This window comes from Cellulomonas sp. KRMCY2 (assembly GCF_000526515.1).
Classification (GTDB): Bacteria; Actinomycetota; Actinomycetes; order Actinomycetales; family Cellulomonadaceae; genus Actinotalea.
This window is the reverse complement of the sequence record NZ_JAGF01000001.1, coordinates 1,146,145-1,165,135: the sequence shown is the minus strand read 5'-3', so window position 1 is coordinate 1,165,135 and position 18,991 is coordinate 1,146,145. Positions and strand designations below refer to the sequence as shown.

The 18,991-nt window shown below is 73.4% G+C and carries 12 protein-coding genes; 8 read left to right on the top strand and 4 right to left on the bottom strand.

The window, feature by feature from the left end; translation table 11 throughout:
• The 4 genes from K415_RS0105670 to K415_RS0105655 all read left to right on the top strand — a co-directional run bounded on the left by K415_RS0105670 (position 1) and on the right by K415_RS0105655 (position 6,777).
• Positions 1-1,002 carry a methylenetetrahydrofolate reductase gene (locus K415_RS0105670; RefSeq protein WP_024286119.1) on the top strand — a complete coding sequence of 334 codons (1,002 nt, stop codon included), beginning with the start codon at positions 1-3 and terminating at the stop codon, positions 1,000-1,002.
• Positions 1,003-1,142: 140 nt separating this feature from the next.
• Positions 1,143-3,344: a bifunctional diguanylate cyclase/phosphodiesterase gene (locus K415_RS0105665; protein WP_155859375.1), complete on the top strand. Its 2,202-nt coding sequence runs from the start codon at positions 1,143-1,145 to the stop codon at positions 3,342-3,344.
• Between the two features lie 79 nt (positions 3,345-3,423).
• Entirely contained in the window at positions 3,424-4,506 is a 1,083-nt protein-coding gene (locus K415_RS0105660) for a VIT1/CCC1 transporter family protein (protein WP_024286117.1), read from the top strand.
• 114 nt (positions 4,507-4,620) lie between these two features.
• Entirely contained in the window at positions 4,621-6,777 is a 2,157-nt protein-coding gene (locus tag K415_RS0105655; protein ID WP_024286116.1) for a bifunctional diguanylate cyclase/phosphodiesterase, read from the top strand.
• Here K415_RS0105655 and K415_RS0105650 read toward each other — a convergent pair.
• Positions 6,766-8,013, bottom strand: a complete 1,248-nt coding sequence (locus tag K415_RS0105650; RefSeq protein WP_024286115.1) for an MFS transporter — start codon at positions 8,011-8,013, stop codon at positions 6,766-6,768. The genes K415_RS0105655 and K415_RS0105650 overlap by 12 nt on opposite strands.
• Positions 8,014-8,175: 162 nt before the next feature.
• Here K415_RS0105650 and K415_RS22535 point away from each other — a divergent pair, with 162 nt between their 5' ends.
• Positions 8,176-10,932, top strand: coding sequence for an EAL domain-containing protein (locus tag K415_RS22535; RefSeq protein ID WP_197024676.1), 2,757 nt, complete (start codon positions 8,176-8,178; stop codon positions 10,930-10,932).
• Here the strand turns inward: K415_RS22535 and pgm are convergent.
• Positions 10,910-12,607 carry a phosphoglucomutase (alpha-D-glucose-1,6-bisphosphate-dependent) gene (gene pgm / locus K415_RS0105640; RefSeq protein WP_024286113.1) on the bottom strand — a complete coding sequence of 566 codons (1,698 nt, stop codon included), beginning with the start codon at positions 12,605-12,607 and terminating at the stop codon, positions 10,910-10,912. The genes K415_RS22535 and pgm overlap by 23 nt on opposite strands.
• A gap of 52 nt (positions 12,608-12,659) precedes the next feature.
• On the opposite strand from pgm, the gene K415_RS0105635 reads away from it, so the two are divergent.
• Both K415_RS0105635 and K415_RS0105630 read left to right on the top strand, forming a co-directional pair.
• On the top strand, positions 12,660-13,499 hold the full coding sequence (locus tag K415_RS0105635) for a DUF5926 family protein (protein WP_024286112.1): 840 nt from the start codon (positions 12,660-12,662) through the stop codon (positions 13,497-13,499).
• Positions 13,500-13,603: 104 nt separating this feature from the next.
• Positions 13,604-14,431, top strand: a complete 828-nt coding sequence (locus K415_RS0105630) for a glycosyltransferase (protein WP_051480412.1) — start codon at positions 13,604-13,606, stop codon at positions 14,429-14,431.
• On the opposite strand, the gene K415_RS0105625 is transcribed toward K415_RS0105630, so the two are convergent.
• Positions 14,379-16,781 carry a hypothetical protein gene (locus K415_RS0105625; RefSeq protein WP_024286110.1) on the bottom strand — a complete coding sequence of 801 codons (2,403 nt, stop codon included), beginning with the start codon at positions 16,779-16,781 and terminating at the stop codon, positions 14,379-14,381. The two genes, K415_RS0105630 and K415_RS0105625, sit on opposite strands and share 53 nt — an antisense overlap.
• An 82-nt stretch (positions 16,782-16,863) precedes the next feature.
• On the opposite strand from K415_RS0105625, the gene pheA reads away from it, so the two are divergent.
• Positions 16,864-17,805 carry a prephenate dehydratase gene (gene pheA, locus K415_RS0105620; protein WP_024286109.1) on the top strand — a complete coding sequence of 314 codons (942 nt, stop codon included), beginning with the start codon at positions 16,864-16,866 and terminating at the stop codon, positions 17,803-17,805.
• Between the two features lie 38 nt (positions 17,806-17,843).
• Here pheA and K415_RS0105615 read toward each other — a convergent pair whose 3' ends face one another.
• The gene (locus tag K415_RS0105615) at positions 17,844-18,971 is read right to left on the bottom strand and encodes a diacylglycerol kinase family protein (RefSeq protein WP_024286108.1); all 1,128 of its coding nucleotides are present in this window, start codon (positions 18,969-18,971) and stop codon (positions 17,844-17,846) included.
• Positions 18,972-18,991: the final 20 nt, after the last annotated feature.

Here is an 18,991-nt window from a genome sequence, read left to right as displayed (position 1 = left end):
ATGAACGACGTGCCAGCCCCCGCCCGACGCCCGTCGGGTGTCGCCGCGCGGCTGCAGGACGCCGTCGCGCTCGGTCCGACGGTCTCCTTCGAGCTCTATCCGCCGCGCACACCGGCCGCGAACGAGACCCTGTGGTCGACCATCGCGCGGCTCGCCGAGGCGACGCCGGACTTCTTCTCGGTCACCTACGGTGCCTCCGGCTCGTCCCGGGAGACCTCGCGTGCCGTCGTGCAGTGGATCCTCGCCCACACGTCAGCACCTGCCGTGGCGCACCTGACCTGCATCGGCGCACCGCGGCCCGAGGTGCAGGGCATCGCAGCCGGGCTGCTCGCCGACGGCGTCCGGGACTTCCTCGCGCTGCGCGGCGACCCCCCGGCGGGCGCCACCGACTGGCAGCCCCACCCGGACGGCCTGGAGCGGGCGAGCGAGCTCGTCAGCCTGCTGCGTGAGATCGAGCCGGCGTCCGAGGGCGCGGCGCTGAGCATCGGTGTCGCCGCGACGCCGGCAGCGGTCCCGCCCGGGACGCTTCCCGGCGACGAGCTGTGCGGCGACCTGCAGGCGCTGCTCGCCAAGCAGGCGGGAGGCGCCGACTACGCGATCACGCAGGTCTTCTTCGATCCCGAGGACTACACGCGGTACACCGGCGTCGCGCGCGCCGCCGGTGTCACGATCCCGCTGCTGCCGGGCATCGTCCCGCTGAACGACCCGGCCCGCCTGAGGCGCCTGCAGGAGATCAGCGGTGTGCCCGTCCCGGCGTCGATCCTCGCCCGGCTCGACGCCGAGACCGATGAGCTGCGGCGGCGGGCCGCGGGAACGGCGATGGGCGTCGAGCTCGCTGAGGCCGTGCTGCAGGCCGGGGCCCCGGGTCTGCACGTGTACACGTTCAACCAGCACCGCGCCGCGCTCGAGCTGCTCGCCGGTGCGCACCTCGACGCGCGGAGCCGCGCCCCGCGGACGGACGCCGATCTGGCCGGATCGTCGGTCAGCGCAGCCCTGACCTGACCGAGCTGCTGACCGGCGGTAGGATCGTGCCACCTGCGCTCCGGAGTGCCGACCGGCCGCTCCGTGCACGTGGGTCCGACCAGGTGCACGACCGGTCGAGCGACCTCACGGCATCCCGGGACCCGGTGATTGGTGCGACGATGAGCAACAGATCCCACGCGGACACCGCGCCGGAGATCGCGGCCGACATCGTGGCGCAGTCGTTCCCGGACGAGTTCTGGGCGACGAACCTCCTCAACGCGCCCGGCGTGATCATCTTCTTCAAGGACCTGGACGGCAGGTTCATCCGGGTGAGCCCGGCCTGCGCCCAGGTGAACGGCCGTACCCCGGAGGAGATGATCGGGCTCACGGACTTCGACCTGACCGACCACGCCCATGCCCGCGAGCTGTTCGCGGACGAGCAGCGCATCATCGCCACCGGTGAGCCGGTGACCGAGAAGGCGGAGGTCGACCGTCTGGCCGACCGGCCCGGCACCTGGGTGGAGACCAGCAAGTTCCCCCTGCGCGACGTCGACGGCACGATCATCGGGACCTTCGGCTACTCGGTGGACGTCACCCGGTGGGCGCGCGCCGAGAAGAAGATCGGCCGCATGGCGAAGGCGTCATCGGACGCCCACGCCCAGGTGATGCTGGTCGAGGCCCAGCTCCGCGACGTCCTGAACGGCTCGACGGATGCGATCGTCAAGTACGACAGCAACCTCCGGTACCAGTACGTCAACCCCGCCGGCGAGCGGTCCCGCGGGATGACGCTCGACCAGCTGATCGGCAAGACGGACCGCGAGACCGGGATGGCGGCGAGCTCGCTGGAGGTCTGGGAGCCGGCCCTGCACCGCGTGCTGGAGACCGGCGAGCCGGACGACATCGAGTTCTCGGTGCACAGCAGCCCGGACGGCGAGGAGGAGTGGTTCCACACGACCCTCTCGCCGGACCGCGACGCGACCGGCGCCGTCGTCGGCGTCCTGACCTCGATGCGCGACATCACCGAGATCAAGCGCGCCGAGCAGGCCCTCGCCCACCAGGCCACGCACGACTCGCTGACGGGTCTGGCGAACCGGTACCTGCTGACCGACCGGCTCGGCCAGGCCCTGGTGCGGATGGAGCGCTCGCCGAACCGGCTCGCGCTCTTCTTCGTGGACCTCGACCACTTCAAGGACGTCAACGACAGCTACGGTCACGAGATCGGCGACCGCGTGCTCGTCGAGACCGCCCGTCGCCTGGAGCGCGCCGGACGGCGGCAGGACACGGTCGCCCGCCTGGGCGGTGACGAGTTCATCGTGCTGTGCGGCCGGGTGCCGACGGACGACGACGTCGAGGCGATCGCCGAGCGCATCGTGCACGCCCTCGCCGAACCGTTCGACGCCGGCACCGTGACGCTGCGCCTGTCGGCGAGCGTCGGCGCGGTGGTCACGAGCGACCCCCAGGCCGGCTCGTCGACCCTGCTGCGCAGCGCGGACGCCGCGATGTACCGGGCCAAGGAGAGCGGCCGGAACCGGTTCGAGATCTTCGACCCGCAGGCGCCGTCCGACGCGCTCGGCGGTGCCGAGCTCGAGGTCGAGCTGCGACGTGCCCTGGAGAACGACGAGTTCGCGCTCGTCTACCAGCCGCGGCTGTCGCTCAGCGACCAGCGGGTGCTGGGGTTCGAGGCACTGATCCGCTGGGAGCACCCCGAGCGCGGCACGCTGCGCCCCAAGGACTTCCTCGGCACGGCCGAGTCCCGGGGCCTGATCGTCCCGATCGGCGCCTGGGTGCTCGACACCGCGTGCGCGCAGCTCGCAGCGTGGACGACCGAGCGTGACCCGGCGATCCCCCCGCTGACGATGGCCGTGAACGTGTCCGGTCGCCAGCTGCGCGAACGTCACTTCGTCGAGCTGGTCGCCGCGACGCTCGACCGGCACGGGATGGCGCCGGCCCAGCTGTGCCTGGAGATCTCCGAACGGGCACTGGTCCATGACGGTCCGGACGCGCACGAGGCCCTGGAGGCGCTCACGTCCCTCGGCGTCCAGCTCGCCGTCGACGACTTCGGCGCGACCTACACCTCGCTCGCGCGGCTGCCGCAGTTCCCGGTCGGCGTCGTGAAGCTCGAGCAGCTCGCCGTGGCCGCGCAGGACCGCGAGGTCGTCGCGGCGGTCATCGCGATGGCGCACGGGCTGGGCATGAGCGTCGTCGGTGGGGGCATCGAGACGGTCGCGCAGCTCAAGGACCTCGTCGAGCTCGCCTGCGACGACGGCCAGGGCTTCCTGCTCGGCCGCCCGTTGTCGATCGTGGACGTGGCCCGGGTGATCGCGGCCGATGCCGCGACCATGCGTGCCGCGTCCGCCTCGCACCACCTGGGCGGCGCGTGACCTGTCGGGGCCCGATCCTGCGGTCCCCGGCGTCGCGCCGTCCCGACCCGGTCCGTCAGCGGCGTGACAGGCTCGCCCGGTGACCTCCCCGACACCTGCTGACCTGCGCCGGTGGCGGCGGCACCTCGCCGACGAGCGGGCCGAGGCGGCCGTCTACCGCGACCTGGCCGGCCACCGGCACGGCGAGGAGCGCGAGATCCTGCTCGCCCTGGCCGACGCCGAGGGGCGGCACGCGGCCCACTGGGAGCACCTGCTCGGCGACCAGGTGGGCCCACCGCACCGGGGCGACCCCCGCTTCCGGCTGCTCGCCTGGCTGGCCCGACGGTTCGGTTCGGTGTTCGTGCTGGCGCTGGCCCAGCGTGCCGAGGCCCGGGCCACCTACGACGCGGACGTCGACGCGACCGCCGCGATGGCCGCCGACGAGCGGATCCACGGTGAGGTCGTTCGTGCGCTGGCGGCCCGGGGCCGCAACCAGCTGTCGGGGACGTTCCGGGCCGCCGTCTTCGGGGCCAACGACGGGCTGGTGTCCAACCTGGCGCTGGTCATCGGCGTCGCGGCGGCCGGCACGCCGACCCACCTCGTCCTGATCACCGGCCTGGCCGGTCTGCTCAGTGGCGCCCTGTCGATGGGTGCCGGTGAGTTCATCTCGGTCCGCTCCCAGCGCGAGCTGCTCGCCGCGTCGAACCCGAGCCTGTCCGCGGGCGACGCGCTGCCGCACCTGGACGTCGACGCCAACGAGCTGGCCCTGGTCTACCGGGCCCGCGGGATGACTGTCGACGAGGCCGAGCGGCGTGCGGACGAGGTCATGGCGGACATCGCAGTGCTCGGATCGGAGAGCCGGGAGTACCACGCCGACGACCCGTCGACCGAGCACCACGACCTGGTGGGCACCGACGTCGGTGCAGCCCTGTCCAGCTTCTGCTTCTTCGCCTCCGGGGCGGCCGTCCCGGTGCTGCCGTTCCTGCTGGGTCTCGAGGGTGGGTCCGCGCTGGTCGTCGCCATGGCGGCCGTGGGGTTCGCCCTGCTGGTCACGGGTGCGAGCGTCGGGGTCATCTCGGGTGGTCCGCCGGTGCGACGGGCCGTGCGTCAGCTCGCGATCGGCGCCGGTGCGGCCGCCGTGACCTACGGGCTCGGTGCGGTCTTCGGCGCGACGATCGGCTGACCGGGGTCGGTGTCCGGCACGCGGGCGCGGCGGGACTCCGGGCCCAGGTCCCACCGGCGGTCGGGCGCCGTACCGTAGCCTCGGCCGCATCACCCTCGTCCGACGGGCACAACGATGAGCCATGACGCGTCTCCCGGTGCAGCGCCCACCGACGGGTCCGACCACACCCTCGACGAGGTGTGGCTCCGCAACCTGCTCGACGACTCGAACGAGATCATCTACTTCAAGGACCTGCAGAGCCGCTTCATCCTGGTCAGCCGCGGTTGTGCGCAGCTGCACGACATGACGCAGGAGGAGCTGCTGGGCCTGTCCGACTTCGACCTCTTCGGCGACGTCCACGCGAGCGCGGCGTACGCCGACGAGCAGCGGATCATCGCGACCGGCGAGCCGATCGTGAACAAGCAGGAGCAGGAGACGTGGGACGACCGACCGGACTCCTGGGTGGCCAGCAGCAAGTTCCCGCTGCGCGACCGGGACGGCGCCATCATCGGGACCTTCGGCATCTCGCGTGACCTCACGTCCAGGGTGCTCCTCGAGCAGGAGATGGTACGGATGGCGCGGGCCTCCGAGAAGGCCAACGCCGAGCTGAGCCGGGTCGAGTCCCAGCTGCGCGCGGTCCTGAACGGGTCCACCGACGCGATCGCCCAGTACGACGAACGTCTGCGGTACCGGTACATCAACCCGGCCGGTGAACGCCTGCGGGGCGTGCCGCTGGCCGACCTCGTCGGCCGGACCGACCGCGAGTCGGGGATGCCCGACCCCGCGGCCGAGGCCTGGGAGACCGCGCTGCACCGTGTCCTGGACACCGGCGAGCCCGGCGAGCTCGAGTACTCGACGACCACTCCCGGCGGCGAGGAGGGCTGGTTCCACACGACGCTCTCGCCGGAGCACGCCGCCGGCGGCGCCGTCATCGGGGTGCTGACGTCCACGAGGGACATCACGGCGAACAAGGCCGCCGAGCGGGCGCTGGCCCACCAGGCCATGCACGACTCCGTCACCGGGCTGGCCAACCGGTACCTGCTGATGGACCGGCTGGGTCAGGCCCTGGTCCGGATGGAGCGGTCACCGGGACGCGTGGTGCTCTACTTCGTGGACATCGACCACTTCAAGTCGGTCAACGACACCTACGGGCACGACGTCGGCGACCGCCTCCTGGCGGAGCTGGGACGCCGGCTGACCGACCTGGCGCGCCGGGAGGACACCGTCGCGCGGCTCGGCGGGGACGAGTTCGTCCTGCTCTGCGAGCGCGTCGGCACGGACGAGCACGTGCGCGAGATCGCCGACCGGGTCGTCCGCACCCTCGCCGAACCGTTCGTCGACAACGGTGTCCGGGTGCAGCTGTCGGCGAGCGTCGGCGCGGCCACGGCCGACGACCCGATGACGAGCAGCTCCGACCTGCTGCGCAACGCCGACTCGGCCATGTACCGGGTCAAGCAGCACGGCCGTAACCACTTCCACGTCTACGACCCGGACTCCGAGCCCGAGTCGGACGGACGGCTGCAGCTCGAGGCCGACCTGCAGAACGCGCTGGCCAACGACGAGCTCCGGCTCGTCTATCAGCCGCTGCTGTCGCTGGCCGACCAGCGGGTGCTGGGCTTCGAGGCGTTGCTGCGCTGGGAGCACCCCAGCTGGGGGACGCTCCAGCCGCTGGAGTTCCTGGCGATCGCCGAGCGCATCGGCCTGATGGGCTCGATCGGCGCGTGGGTGCTGGACACCGCGTGCGGCCGTCTCGCTGCGTGGTCGGCCGAACGTGGCGCCGGGAGCGGACCGTTGAGCATGGCGGTGAACGTCTCGGGCGGGCAGCTGCGGGCCGACGGCTTCGTCGGGCTCGTCGCCGACGCTCTCGCGACCCACGGCATCGAGGCGGAGCACCTGCGGCTCGAGATCAGCGAGCGGGCCCTGATGGGCGACGACCCCGAGGTCGCCGCCGTGCTGAGCGCCCTGAGCCGGCTCGGCATCCAGCTGGCCGTCGACGACTTCGGGGCCACGGTGAACTCGCTCGCCCGGCTGCCCACGATCCCGGTGAGCGTGGTCAAGCTCGAGCGCTTCACCGACGTCACGCGCCAGCGCGGCCTGGTCGCAGCCGTGATCGCGACGGCGCACGGCCTGGGCATGAGCGTCGTGGGCGGCGGCATCGAGGATGCCGACCAGCTCGCCGAGCTGGTCGCGCTGGCCTGCGACGACGGCCAGGGCTTCCTGCTCGGCAGACCGCTCGACGACGGGGCTGTCGAACGCCTGCTCCTGGTCGGCGGGGGCTTCTCAGCCGTGTGACGGGTCCGCCTGGGTCGTCGGTGCGGCCCGCGGTGCCGGTGGCACCGGCTCGGCGCCCGCGCGCAGCGTCCGCAATGAGGCGACGGTGGCCAGGACGGCCAGGACGGCCGCGACGACGACCACGAGGAAGCCGCTGTGCGAGCCGTCCCGGTCGATCAGGGCGCCGGAGATCGACGAGCCGAAGGACACCCCGAAGCCGAGCGAGGTGCCCACCCAGGTCAGACCCTCGGTAAGCTGGTCCTTGGGGACGAGGTCCTGCACCAGGCCGTTGCCGTTGATCAGGGTCGGCGCGATGGCGAACCCGGCGACGAACATCACCCCGGCCAGCGCCGCCAGGCTCGTGACGAGGAAGAACAGCGAGGCGCCGACGGCCAGGGCCACCATGCCGAGCGCGAACCTGCGCCACAGCGGGCTGACCCAGTGCCGGGCCCCGTAGCCGATGCCGGAGAGCATCGAGCCGGCCGCGAAGACCGCGAGGATGGCGCCCGCCGCACCCTTGTGGCCCTGCTCCTCGGCGAAGGCGACTGTCGCGACGTCTGTCGCACCGAAGATCGCGCCCATGCAGACGAACACCACGGCGAGCACGATCATGCCGCCCGAGCGCATCACGTGCCGCCGACGGACGCCGGGCTCCCGCCGGGTGCTCGGCGGCTCGGTGCCGCGCTGGGCGAACAGCAGCAGGCCACCGACGGTGACGGCGACCATCGGCACGACGAGCCCGGCGGTCGGCTGCACGCTCGTGGCCAGGACCGTCGCGAGGACCGGCCCGACGATGAAGACGAGCTCGTCGAGCGCGGACTCGAGCGAGTACGCCGTGTGGATGTCCCGCGGGTCGCGCAGCGCATGTGACCAGCGCGCGCGCACCAGTGCCCCGACCGAGCCGATGCTGGCACCGATCACGACGGCTGCCGCGTAGAGCAGCCACGGTGAGGCGTGGACCAGCGCGGCCCCGATCAGGCCGGCGAGCCCGAGGACGGTCACGCCGATCGCGGGGCGCATGACCCTGGCCTGGCCGCGCTGGTCGACCAGCCGCGCGAGCGGCGGTGAGCAGATCGCGTGGGTGATCACGTAGACGGCCGAGATCCGGCCGGCCAGTCCGTAGGAGCCGTAGAGGTCCGAGACCATCAGGACGATGCCGATGCCGACCATCGACATCGGCATCCGCGCGAGGACACCGGCGCTGGAGAACGCCAGCGCACCCGGGCGCGCGAGGATCTGGCGGTACGGCTGGAGCATGCGTGCATTCTCGCAGTCGCCGCCCGCCTGCCCTGCCGCGCACCCGGTGCGGCCCGGGCGCGGTTTCACCCCGTGCTTCCGTGCGTGTGCGTGCGAGGATCAGCACGGGGCAGGGTGCAACGCCGCATGCGTGCCCCGCATCGCGAGGGAGGCACGCCGATCGTGAGGCCGACGGCCGTGGGCGTGCGTCCGCAGGACGACGTCGCCGTCGTGCGCCCCGGCTCCCGCCCCGAGGCCCGTCTCGAGTACCCGACGCACAGCCGCGTCCTGCGGCGCCTGTCCAGCAGCCCGGTCGGCCTGGTCGTGCTCGCGGTCGCCGTCTTCGTGCTCGCCTATTTCGCGGTCGCGCTCGCGCCGGTCGACCACCGGGTCGCGGCCTGGTGGCCCGCCGCGGGCGTCTCGGTCCTCGCCATGGTGTGGGCGCCTCGACGGTGGGTGCTCGCGGTGGGACTGACCATCGCGATCTCGAGCGGGATCGCCAACGCCGTGGCCGGCCGACCCTGGGACGCGGCCGCCGGTTTCGGCATCACCAACGCCCTCGAGGCGACGGTCGTGGCGTGGTGGCTGGTCAGGGGCCGGGTCACCCCGAGCATGGCCACCCTCGAGGACATGTTCCGGCTGCTCGCCGCGACCTTCCTCGGGGTCCTGGTCATGGGCCTCGGGGCCGGGCTCACGGTCGGGCTGCTCGAGCACGGCGACGCCCTGACGGCCGCCCGCACGGTGATGGCCAGCCACGGCGCCGCGATCATGGTGATCGCGCCACTCGGGCTGCGTGCGTCTGCTCCGCAGGCCCCGGGTCGCGGCCCCGAGGCGGTCGCGCAGTGGGCGATCACCCTCACGGTGACCGCCGCTGTGTTCAGCCCCGGCCAGGCGCTGCCCCTGACCTTCATCCCGATGCCGTTCCTGGTCTGGGGTGCGCTGCGGCTCGGCATGCGCACGGTGGCTGCGCAGCTCGTCGCGCTCGCGGTGGTGATCGTGTGGGCCAGCCGGTACGGCGGCGGTCCGTTCGCCGCCGAGCTGGGCTCGTCGACCACGACCACGGCGTCCCTCGTCCAGGGCTACCTGCTGGTCTGTTCACTGATCATGCTTCCGCTCGTCGTCTCGGTGTCCCAGCGGCGGGCCGCCCTCGCCCGGGTCGCGGCCAGTGAGCGGCTCTTCCGGCAGGGCTTCAGCGAGGCGCTGCTCGGCATGCTCCTGCTGCGCCGCTGCGTGCCCGGGCACGACGGCGGTCCGCAGGGCCACGCGCGCGCCGAGGTGCCCGACGCGCCCGACCATGCCGGCGGCGGCCTCGACGTGGTCGAGCTCAACGAGGTCGCGGCCCGCATCCTGACCGGCATGCCGGACGAGCTGGTCGGGGCGTCGTGGACGGCGCGGCTGGAGACCGGCGACCGGGCGATGCTCGCCGACGCGGTGGAGGCGATGGCTGCCGGGACCATGCCGGGGTGGCACGGCGAGATCGCTGTGCAGTCCTGGGACGGCATGCGCTGGGTCGAGGTGGCGCTCTCCCCGTTGTCGGCCGAGGCCGGCGAGGGCATGTTCGTCGCCCAGATGATCGACGTCACGGCACGGCGGGAGGCCGAGGAGCGGCTCACCGTGCAGGCGCTCCAGGACAACCTGACCGGCCTGGGCAACCGGGCCCTGCTCCGCGACCGGATCGAGCTCGCGCTGCGCACCCTGCCCGACGACGGCAGCGGGGTCGCGGTGCTCTTCTGCGACCTCGACGACTTCAAGCTCGTCAACGACTCGGCCGGTCACACCAGCGGCGACCACGCGCTCGTGGAGGTCGCGGCCAGGTTGCGCAGCCTGCTGCAGCCCTCGGACGTCGCGGCGCGGCTCGGCGGGGACGAGTTCGTCGTCCTGCGACCGCGGACCCGGACCACCGAGCAGGCCGAGGACCTGGCCACCGAGGTGATCGAGACGCTTGCCGCGCCGCTCGTCATCGGCGGCCAGCCGTACTCGCTGGGCGTCAGCATCGGCATCGCCTGGGGCACCGCGGGTGCGACGGCCGACGACCTGCTGCGGGACGCCGACTCGGCGATGTATGCCGCCAAGGCCGACGGCAAGCGGCGCGCCGTCGTCTTCTCCGACGAGCACCGGGCACGCGCGATGCGGGCCGTGCGGATCGAGAAGGAGCTGCGCCGGGCGGTCGCGCAGGGTGAGCTCGAGATGTACCTGCAGCCCGTCGTCGACCTGCGCGACGGCACGGCGATCGCGGCCGAGGCCCTGATCCGCTGGCGGCACCCCGAGCGTGGGGTGCTCGCGCCGGTCGAGTGGCTGGACGTCGCCGAGACCTCCGGGATGATGCCGGAGATCGGCACCTGGGTCCTCGAGCGGTCCTGCGAGCTCGCGCAGCAGTGGCCGGCCGGTCCGGACGGCGTGGTGCCGGCCGTGCACGTCAACGTCTCGGCCCGTCAGCTCGACGTGCCCGGGTTCACCGACATCGTGCGGGACGTGCTCGCGCGGACCGGTCTGCCGCCGGAGCGTCTCGTGCTCGAGTTCACCGAGACGCACCTGGACGACATCACCGAGCTCCTGCTGAACGACCTCGTGGCCCTGCGCCGGACCGGCATCGGGCTGGCCGCGGACGACTACGGCACCGGGTACAGCCCGCTGACCAGGATCATCGAGCTGCCGATCTCGATGATCAAGGTCGACCGCCGGTTCGTCTCGGCGATGCTCGACGACGTGCGCAGCCAGGCGATCGTGACCACCATGGTGCGACTGAGCGAGTCGCTCGGCCTCGCGCTGGTCGCCGAGGGCGTCGAGACCGAGGCGCAGGCCGATGCCCTGCGGCTGCTGGGCTGCGTCGCCGGACAGGGCTACCTCTGGTCGCGCCCGGTGCCGGCCGACGTCTTCCAGGCGCGGCTGGTCGCTGCTGCGCTCGTCGAGCCGCGGCTCAGCCGGCCAGTGTCTGGGTGACCAGCTCCTGCGCTGCCAGCTGGACCTGCACGAGGTGCTCGGCCGACACGAAGGACTCCGCGTAGACCTTGTAGACGTCCTCGGTCCCGGACGGCCGTGCGGCGAACCACGCGTTGGGGGTCGTGACCTTGAGGCCGCCGATCGCCGCCCCGTTGCCCGGCGCCTCGACCAGGCGCGCAGTGATCGGCTCGCCGGCGAGCACCGACGCGGTGACCTGCTCGGGCCGCAGCGAGCCCAGCGCCGCCTTCTGCTCCCGGGTGGCGGGCGCATCGACCCGGGCGTACCAGGACTGTCCGTGGCGCTCGACGAGCGCCGCGTGCAGCTGGGACGGCGAGGACCCGGTGCGCGCCGTGATCTCGGCGCCGAGCAGCGCGAGCAGGATGCCGTCCTTGTCGGTCGTCCAGACCGTCCCGTCGTGGCGCAGGAAGGATGCGCCGGCCGACTCCTCGCCACCGAACCCGACGGAGCCGTCCAGCAGGCCCGGGACGAACCACTTGAAGCCGACCGGGACCTCGAGCAGGGGCCGGCCCAGGTGCGCGGCGACCCGGTCGATCAGCGCGGACGAGACGAGGGTCTTGCCGATCGCAGCACCGGCCGGCCAGTCCGGGCGAGCCCCGCCGTACAGGTAGCTGATCGCGACCGCGAGGTAGTGGTTGGGGTTCATCAGGCCGGCGTCCGGGGTGACGATGCCGTGCCGGTCGGCGTCGGCGTCGTTGCCGGTCGCGATGTCGAACGGAGCGGCCCCGCCGGTGCCGGCGGCCATCGCGTCGACCAGGGAGGCCATCGCGGAGGGCGAGGAGCAGTCCATCCGGATCTTGCCGTCCCAGTCCAGGGTCATGAAGGACCAGCGCGGGTCGACTGTCGGGTTGACCACCGTCAGGTCGAGGCCGTGCCGCTCGGCGATCTCGCCCCAGTAGTCGACGGACGCACCACCGAGCGGGTCCGCGCCGATCCGCACACCGCTGGCGCGGACGAGGTCCAGGTCCAGCACGTTGGGCAGGTCGGCGATGTAGGCGGACATGAAGTCGTGGCGCCGGGTGGTCGGTGCTGCGAGAGCCGTCGCCACGCCGACCCGGCGGATGCTGCCGATGCCGGTGCGCAGCAGCTCGTTCGCCCGGTCGGCGATCCAGCCGGTGGCGTCCGACCCGGCCGGTCCGCCGTGCGGCGGGTTGTACTTGAACCCGCCGTCCCGCGGCGGGTTGTGCGACGGGGTCACCACGATGCCGTCGGCGAGGCCCGAGCCCGAGCCCGAGCTCGTGGTGCGCACGCCCTCGGCGGTCGCCGCGCCGTTGTGCAGGAGGATCGCGTGGGACACCGCAGGCGTGGGCGTGAACCGGTCCCGGGCGTCGATGTGCACCTCGACCTCGGCAGCGGCCAGGACCTCGAGGGCTGTCTGCCATGCGGGCAGCGAGAGGGCGTGGGTGTCGCGGCCGATGAAGAGCGGACCGTCCGTGCCCTGGCTGCGCCGGTACTCGACGATCGCCGCGGTGATCGCGACGATGTGCGCCTCGTTGAAGGCGGTGTCGAGGCTCGAGCCGCGGTGGCCGGAGGTGCCGAAGGCAACCTGCTGGCCGGGGTCGCTGACGTCGGGGGTCCGGTCGTAGTACGCGCCCACCAGGGCGTCGACGTCGATGAGGTCCTCGGGCAGGGCGGGTGTTCCGGCGCGTGCGTGCATGTGTCGATCCTCGCACCCGATGCCGCTGCTGCGCACGGTACCCTCGGTCACCATGGCCAAGAGAGCGACCGTCGAGTTCGTGCTGCGCCCCTTCGAGGGCCTTCCGGGAGAGCCCGACTGGGTCGCGATGCGCGAGGTGGTGCCGGCTGCGACCGCGACGGCACGCACGACGAAGGAGTACGGGGCGCGCGACGTCGTCGTCGCCACCGTCCTGCCGGCCGCCTGGCCCGCCCTGCACCGCGGCGACGGCGCGATCATGATCGCCCTCCAGCAGCACGCCGGATCGGGCGACGCCTCGCGTGACCTGGCGGACCTGCTGCTGCGCGTCCTGGAGCTGCCGGTCGGCACGCCGATCACGTCGACAGCCCTGCCCGAGCCGGGTCCGCGCCTGCAGGACGTGCTCGACCTGTCGGTCCCGTTCGAGGTGACGGTGCACGACGGCTTCGACTTCTGGACCGCCGCCGGCGTCGAGGTCGCTCCCGACGTCGCGGCATCGCTCGAGCAGATGAACGAGACGATCGTGCCGACCCGACGCCTCACCTCGGTCGAGGCCGCCTACTGGGCGCGCATGGGCGAGCGTGAGTACCTGCGGTGGGCCATGCCGCACGACGAGCAGCTCTTCCTCGACGCCCTCGCCCGGCTGCACGCCCGGCGCGAGTCGGGTCTCGGCGACGCCGGCTCGATCGGCAAGTTCATCGGCGCCTTCCGTTCCTGCGGGATCCTCGTGCCGGTGTGGGACCTGGCCCCGGGGACCGAGGCGCAGGAGATCGAGACGCCGGTGGCGGAGCTCGCGGCACGCCTCGACGGCGCCTTGGCCGTCGACGCGCCGCTCGACGCGAACGAGCGCCGGGCGCGGGCCGGACTGGTCGCGCGCCAGCTCACCCTGCGCTGAGCCGGGGCCGTCGCGAACGGCCTCTCACCCGCACAGATGACCGGATGTTGACCGGCACCTGGCGTCGCTATGGCGTGACGCCCCAAGGTCGTTAGGCTGGTGCTGTGTCCCCCGAACGTCGTCGCCGTTCCACCGACGCGAGTACGTCCTCTCCCGTTCCCGCCCAGCGGGTGGCCGTCATCATCCCGGCGAAGGACGAGTCGCGCCGGATCGCGGCGACCGTCCGGGCTGCCCGGGCCATCCCGCTCGTCGACCTCGTCCTGGTCGTCGACGACGGGAGCGAGGACGCCACCCAGCACGTCGCCCGGGACGCCGGTGCCGTCGTCGTACGCCACTCGCACAACCGCGGCAAGGCGTCCGCGATGGAGACCGGAGCCGCGGTCGTCGCGATGCGGGACACCGACGACCGTCCGCCACGGCTCCTGCTGTTCATCGACGGGGACCTCGCCGAGTCGGCGGTCAACGCCGCACCCCTGGTCGGGCCCGTGCTCGGCGGCTCGGCCGACGTGTCCATCGCCCTGCTGCCTCCGCAGGCGGGTGCGGGTGGGCGCGGGATCGTCGTCGGTCTCGCCCGGCGCTCGATCCAGTCGATGACCGGCTGGACGCCCACCCAGCCGCTGTCCGGGATGCGCTGCCTGACCCGCGAGGCGTTCGAGGCGGCGACGCCGCTCGCGCACGGCTGGGGTGTCGAGACCGGGATGACGATCGACCTCGTCCGCAAGGGCTTCGTCGCGGTGGAGGTCCCGTGCGACCTGCGGCACCGGGCCTCGGGCTCGGACCTGCGCGGTCAGCTGCACCGTGCGGCTCAGTACCGCGACGTGCTGCTCGCGATCAACGCCCGCAAGGTGCGCGGCATCGCCGGCACGGTCCGCCGCACGCTCATGCCGAGCCGCCGCTCGCCGCGGCGTCCGGCAGAGCCGGCCCAGGACTGAGCTCGGCGGCCAGCCGCCAGCGCGCCGAGGCAGCGACGAGGCAGGGCACCGCGACAGCGATCCCGGTGGCCGGGACGACGATCCCGGAGTCGTTGATCAGGAAGCCGATCGTCAGTGCGACCCCGATCGCTGCGACAGTCGGCCGGAGCAGCGGCACAGCCTCCTGCAGTCCCGCGAGCGGGCTGCCGGAGCCGAGCAGCCCCCCTCGGCGGGGCCGCGGTCCGGCCAGGACCAGCGCGGTGAGCAGGATGCCGCCGATCGCCAGCAGCAGGTAGCGCCACGAGGTCAGGACCCGCAGGTTCACCGAGAGCTTGCGGTAGACCACGTCCCACAGGCCGCCGTCGAGCGCCGTGGCGAGGAACCGGCCGAGGTGCGTGCGGTCGCCCGGCGGGCGCATCCAGTCGGCGACCGTCACACCGCCCACCAGGACCGCGGCGACGACGGCCACGACGAGCAGGGTCTGCCACCGGACGCGCCGACCGCTCACGGCGAGCGTCAGGACGGTGAACGCCAGGATGAGTGCCGGCGGGCCGCCGAGGTCGCTGCCCAGCCCCGGGGTGCCGTCGACCACGACGACCAGCACGCCGATCGCGGCCACCGCGGCCGTCGCGAGGGCACGCCGGCCGCGTTCCACCAGGACCTGCGCCACGACGGCGGCGAGCAGCAGACCGGCACCCGCGAGCAGCGCGAAGGCCTGGTTGCTCATCCCGTAGAACCGGGCCGCCAGGATGCGGTGCGCGCCCATCGGAGAGTCGACCACGAGGTTCGACCCGGTGAGCATGTCGAGCACGAGGGTGAGCACGGTGACCGCCGCCACCGCACCGGCCGGCCCGAGCAGGTGCCCTCGCCATGGACCGAGGAGTGCGGCGGCGGTGATCACGACGACCCAGCCGGCCAGGACGAGCCAGAACGCGGTACCGGGTGAGTCGGACAGCCACCACGGCACCAGGCCGGTCAGGAACGACGACACCGGAGCGGCGGCCAGGGCGAGCGAGACGACCTGCAGCCCGCGCAGCGCCGGCCGCAGCGGCGTGCCGCTCGCACGCCCGGTGCGGGTCAGGATCACTGCCGCGACGACGAACAGGATCGCCTGCGCCAGGACGAGCCGGGTCGTGTAGACGCCGCTGACCCGGGTCACCTGGAGGGCTTCCCGGGCGATGCTCAGCAGGGTGTCGACGCGCGCGTTCGCGGTCTCGGGACCGGCGACGGGCACGATCCTGGCGCCGGTCAGCGCCGGCTCGGACGTGCCGAGGCCGAGCGCGGCGAGCAGGGTCGGCGTGACGTCGGTCGACTGCGCGAGCCCGACCTGCCGGGTCGAGCCCGAGGTCAGCAGCGCCGTCTCGTAGCGGCCGCCGTCGGGCGTCGGGCCGATCGCGGCGACGAGCTGGAGCGCCGAGCGTCCGGAGCCGGCGAGGGACACGACCAGGACGGTGGCGTCGCTCGCCCGGGCCGCCTGCAGCACGGACGCGATCCGCCCGTCGACCCTGGCGACCTGCTGGGCCCGGGTGGGCTCGAGGACGACCTCCGTGACCGACGGATCATCCTCGGTCACGAGCGGGTCGTCCACGGCGGGCTCGGTCCCGGGCTCGCTCGACGGCCGTGCGCGGGTGGCCCAGCCGGGGTCCCGCACCGTGCCGGCATCCACCACGACCAGCTGCGAACCACCCAGGACCGCGTCGCGGACGGCCTGGTCGAGCCCGGACGACGTCGCAGGCCGTCGCACGTGCGTGCCGACGACGGACCCGTCCGGCTGGGCGAGGGCGACGGCGGCACCGGGGCCGATCCCGGTCGCGACGGTGCCGGCCTCGGCGAGGACCTGGCCGAGGAGACCGGGCCGGGCGCTCCACGACTGGCTGTCCGCCGCGGAGAGGTAGTCCGACCAGCCGGGCACGCGCCCGTCCGCACCGGGCTCCTGCACCGCGCGGCAGGTGCCGTCGGCGACCTCGAGGTCGGCCGAGCGGGTCCCGGTCGAGACGGTGAGCCAGCCGTCTGCCGGGCAGCCGGTCGACGTCGCCCCGCGGGCTGCGACGAGCCCGACGGCACCCTCGCGGGACAGCTCCCACAGCGCCGGTGTCGCCAGGGCCGACACGTCGTCCCAGCGCAGGCCCGAGGTGCCGATGAGGATCACCGGGGTCGAGGCCGGGGTGTCGGTCGCGGTGTCGGTGGAGGTGGAGGTGTCGGTCGAGGTGCGGGCGACGGCCGCGGGAGCCGCGAGGAGGAGCCCGAGGGCGGTCATCAGCAGGACGACCAGCGGCGCGGCGCTGTGCCGACCGCTGCGCCGTCGGCCGGTCCGGGCGCTGCACCCGGCAGTCTCGGCAGGCCCGGGACAACGCGGGGCGGTGGTCGGCACCGGTCAAGACTAGGGCGCACTACCCTCGGTGCGGGCGGGCCGCTCGTACCCGCCGACCATCACTCCACGGCCTGGAGGGCCCATGTCAGCACCGCGGTACGCCTACCTCGGTCCGGCCGGCACCTTCACCGAGGCCGCTCTGCGCCAGGTCGCGACGCCGCAGGAGGCCACGTACCTGCCGCAGGTCGACGTGGTCTCCGCGATCGAGGCGGTCCGCACCGGTGAGGCCGACTACGCCGTGGTGGCGATCGAGAACTCGGTCGAGGGCGGCGTCACGGCGGTGCTCGACACCCTGGCGACGGGCGATCCGCTCGTCCTGCTCCGCGAGATGCTCGTCCCGGTCACCTTCGTCCTCGCCGCGCGTGCCGGGACGAGACTCGCCGACATCCGGCGGATCTCGGCCCACCCGCACGCGTGGGCGCAGTGCCGTCGTTGGCTCCGGACGAACCTGCCGGGTGTCGTGCACGTCCCGGCGACCTCCAACACCGCGCCGGCCGCACTGCTCGCCGGATCGACCCAGGACCTCGGCTTCGACGCGGCCCTCGTCCCGCCACCCGCGTTGGAGCACTACGGCCTGGAGCCGATCGCGCACCACGTCGCGGACAACGAGCACGCCGTCACGCGGTTCGTCCTGGTCGGGCACCCGGGTCGGGTGCCGGAGCCCACCGGTGCCGACAAGACGACGCTCGTCGTCCACCTGCCGAGCAACCAGGCCGGTGCGCTGCTCGAGATGCTCGAGCAGTTCTCCGCCCGCGGGGTCAACCTGTCCCGCATCGAGTCGCGGCCGATCGGCGACTCGCTCGGCCGGTACTCGTTCTCGATCGACGCCGAAGGCCATGTCCAGGACGAGCGGATGGCCGAGGCCCTGATGGGTCTGCACCGGGTCTGTCCGCACGTCCGGTTCCTCGGCTCCTACCCCAGGGTCGACGCCCCGCACGGCGCCGTGCGTCCGGGCACCTTCGACGCCGACTTCGTCGCGGCGCGGGCCTGGGTGGCCGCCCTGCGCGAGGGCCGGGGCCACTGAGCCGACGCCGGCGTGCCCACCGGGCGACGCCGGCGTGCCTACCGGGGAGCGACGCGGACGACCAGGACGCCCGGGTCGACGCGGGCCGTGACCGCCGTGGCCTGCCCGAAGCCCTCGCCGTCGATCTGGAACTCCTCGCCCTGCAGGGCCTGGATCTCGACCGCCCGGACGCGGGAGTGGTCGATCCGGCCGATCCGGGCGGGGAGCTTGGCGCGCACGCCGATGCCCTGGAGCAGCACGTCGGCCAGCAGCTGCCCCCAGCCGACCAGGCCGCCGCGGGTGTCGATCGCCGCGAGGTCCAGCCACCCGTCGTCGAGCACGGCGTCGGGCAGCAGCGTGATGCCGCCGGGCAGCCGTCCGCAGTTGCCGATCAGCACCGTCCGCAGCCGCATGGACTCCGGCGGGCCGCCGTCGGCGGTCACCCGCACGCGCAGCCGGCGGTCGTGCAGGTGCTTGACGCTCGCGAGGAAGTACGCGAGCCAGCCGAGCCGCTTCTTGAGCTGTTCGTCGGCGCCGGCGACCATCTGCGCGTCGAAACCGAGGCCGGCGATCACCAGGAACAGGTGCTCGCCGTCGTCGGTCGACCCGTCCGGGCGTTCGACGGTGAGCCAGCCGACGTCGATCGTCTCGTCATGGCCGGTCAGCGCGATGCGCAGCAGGTCCTCCTGGTCGCTCAGCGGCAGGTCGAGGTTGCGCGCGAGCAGGTTGCCGGTGCCCATCGGGATGAGCGCCATCGGGATGCCGGTGCCGACCAGACCCTCGGCGACGGCCCGCACCGTCCCGTCACCGCCGACGGCGACGATGATCTGGGCGCCCTTCTCGATCGCCTCCTTGGCCTGTCCGACGCCGGGGTCCGTCTCGGTCGTCTCGAGCCACAGCGGCTCGGGCAGGTAGCGCGTCGCGCAGGCGTGGAAGGCGGCCTCACGGAACTCCGGCACGCCGGACTTGGTCGGGTTGGCGACGAAGGCGACGAGCTGGGAGGTGTCGCGATCGGCGCCCGTGCCGCGTCCGGGCGCGTCGAGCGCGGGCCCGAAGGTGCCCCAGGGGCGCGTCGGTCGCGTCGCACCCGGTCGGGTCCCGACGGCGCGCCGGGCGCCCAGGGCAAGGAGCACCGCGACCATCGACGTGGCGAGCGCGAGGACACTCAGCCACTGCTCCCACGTCATGGAGCACACCGTACGGCCCG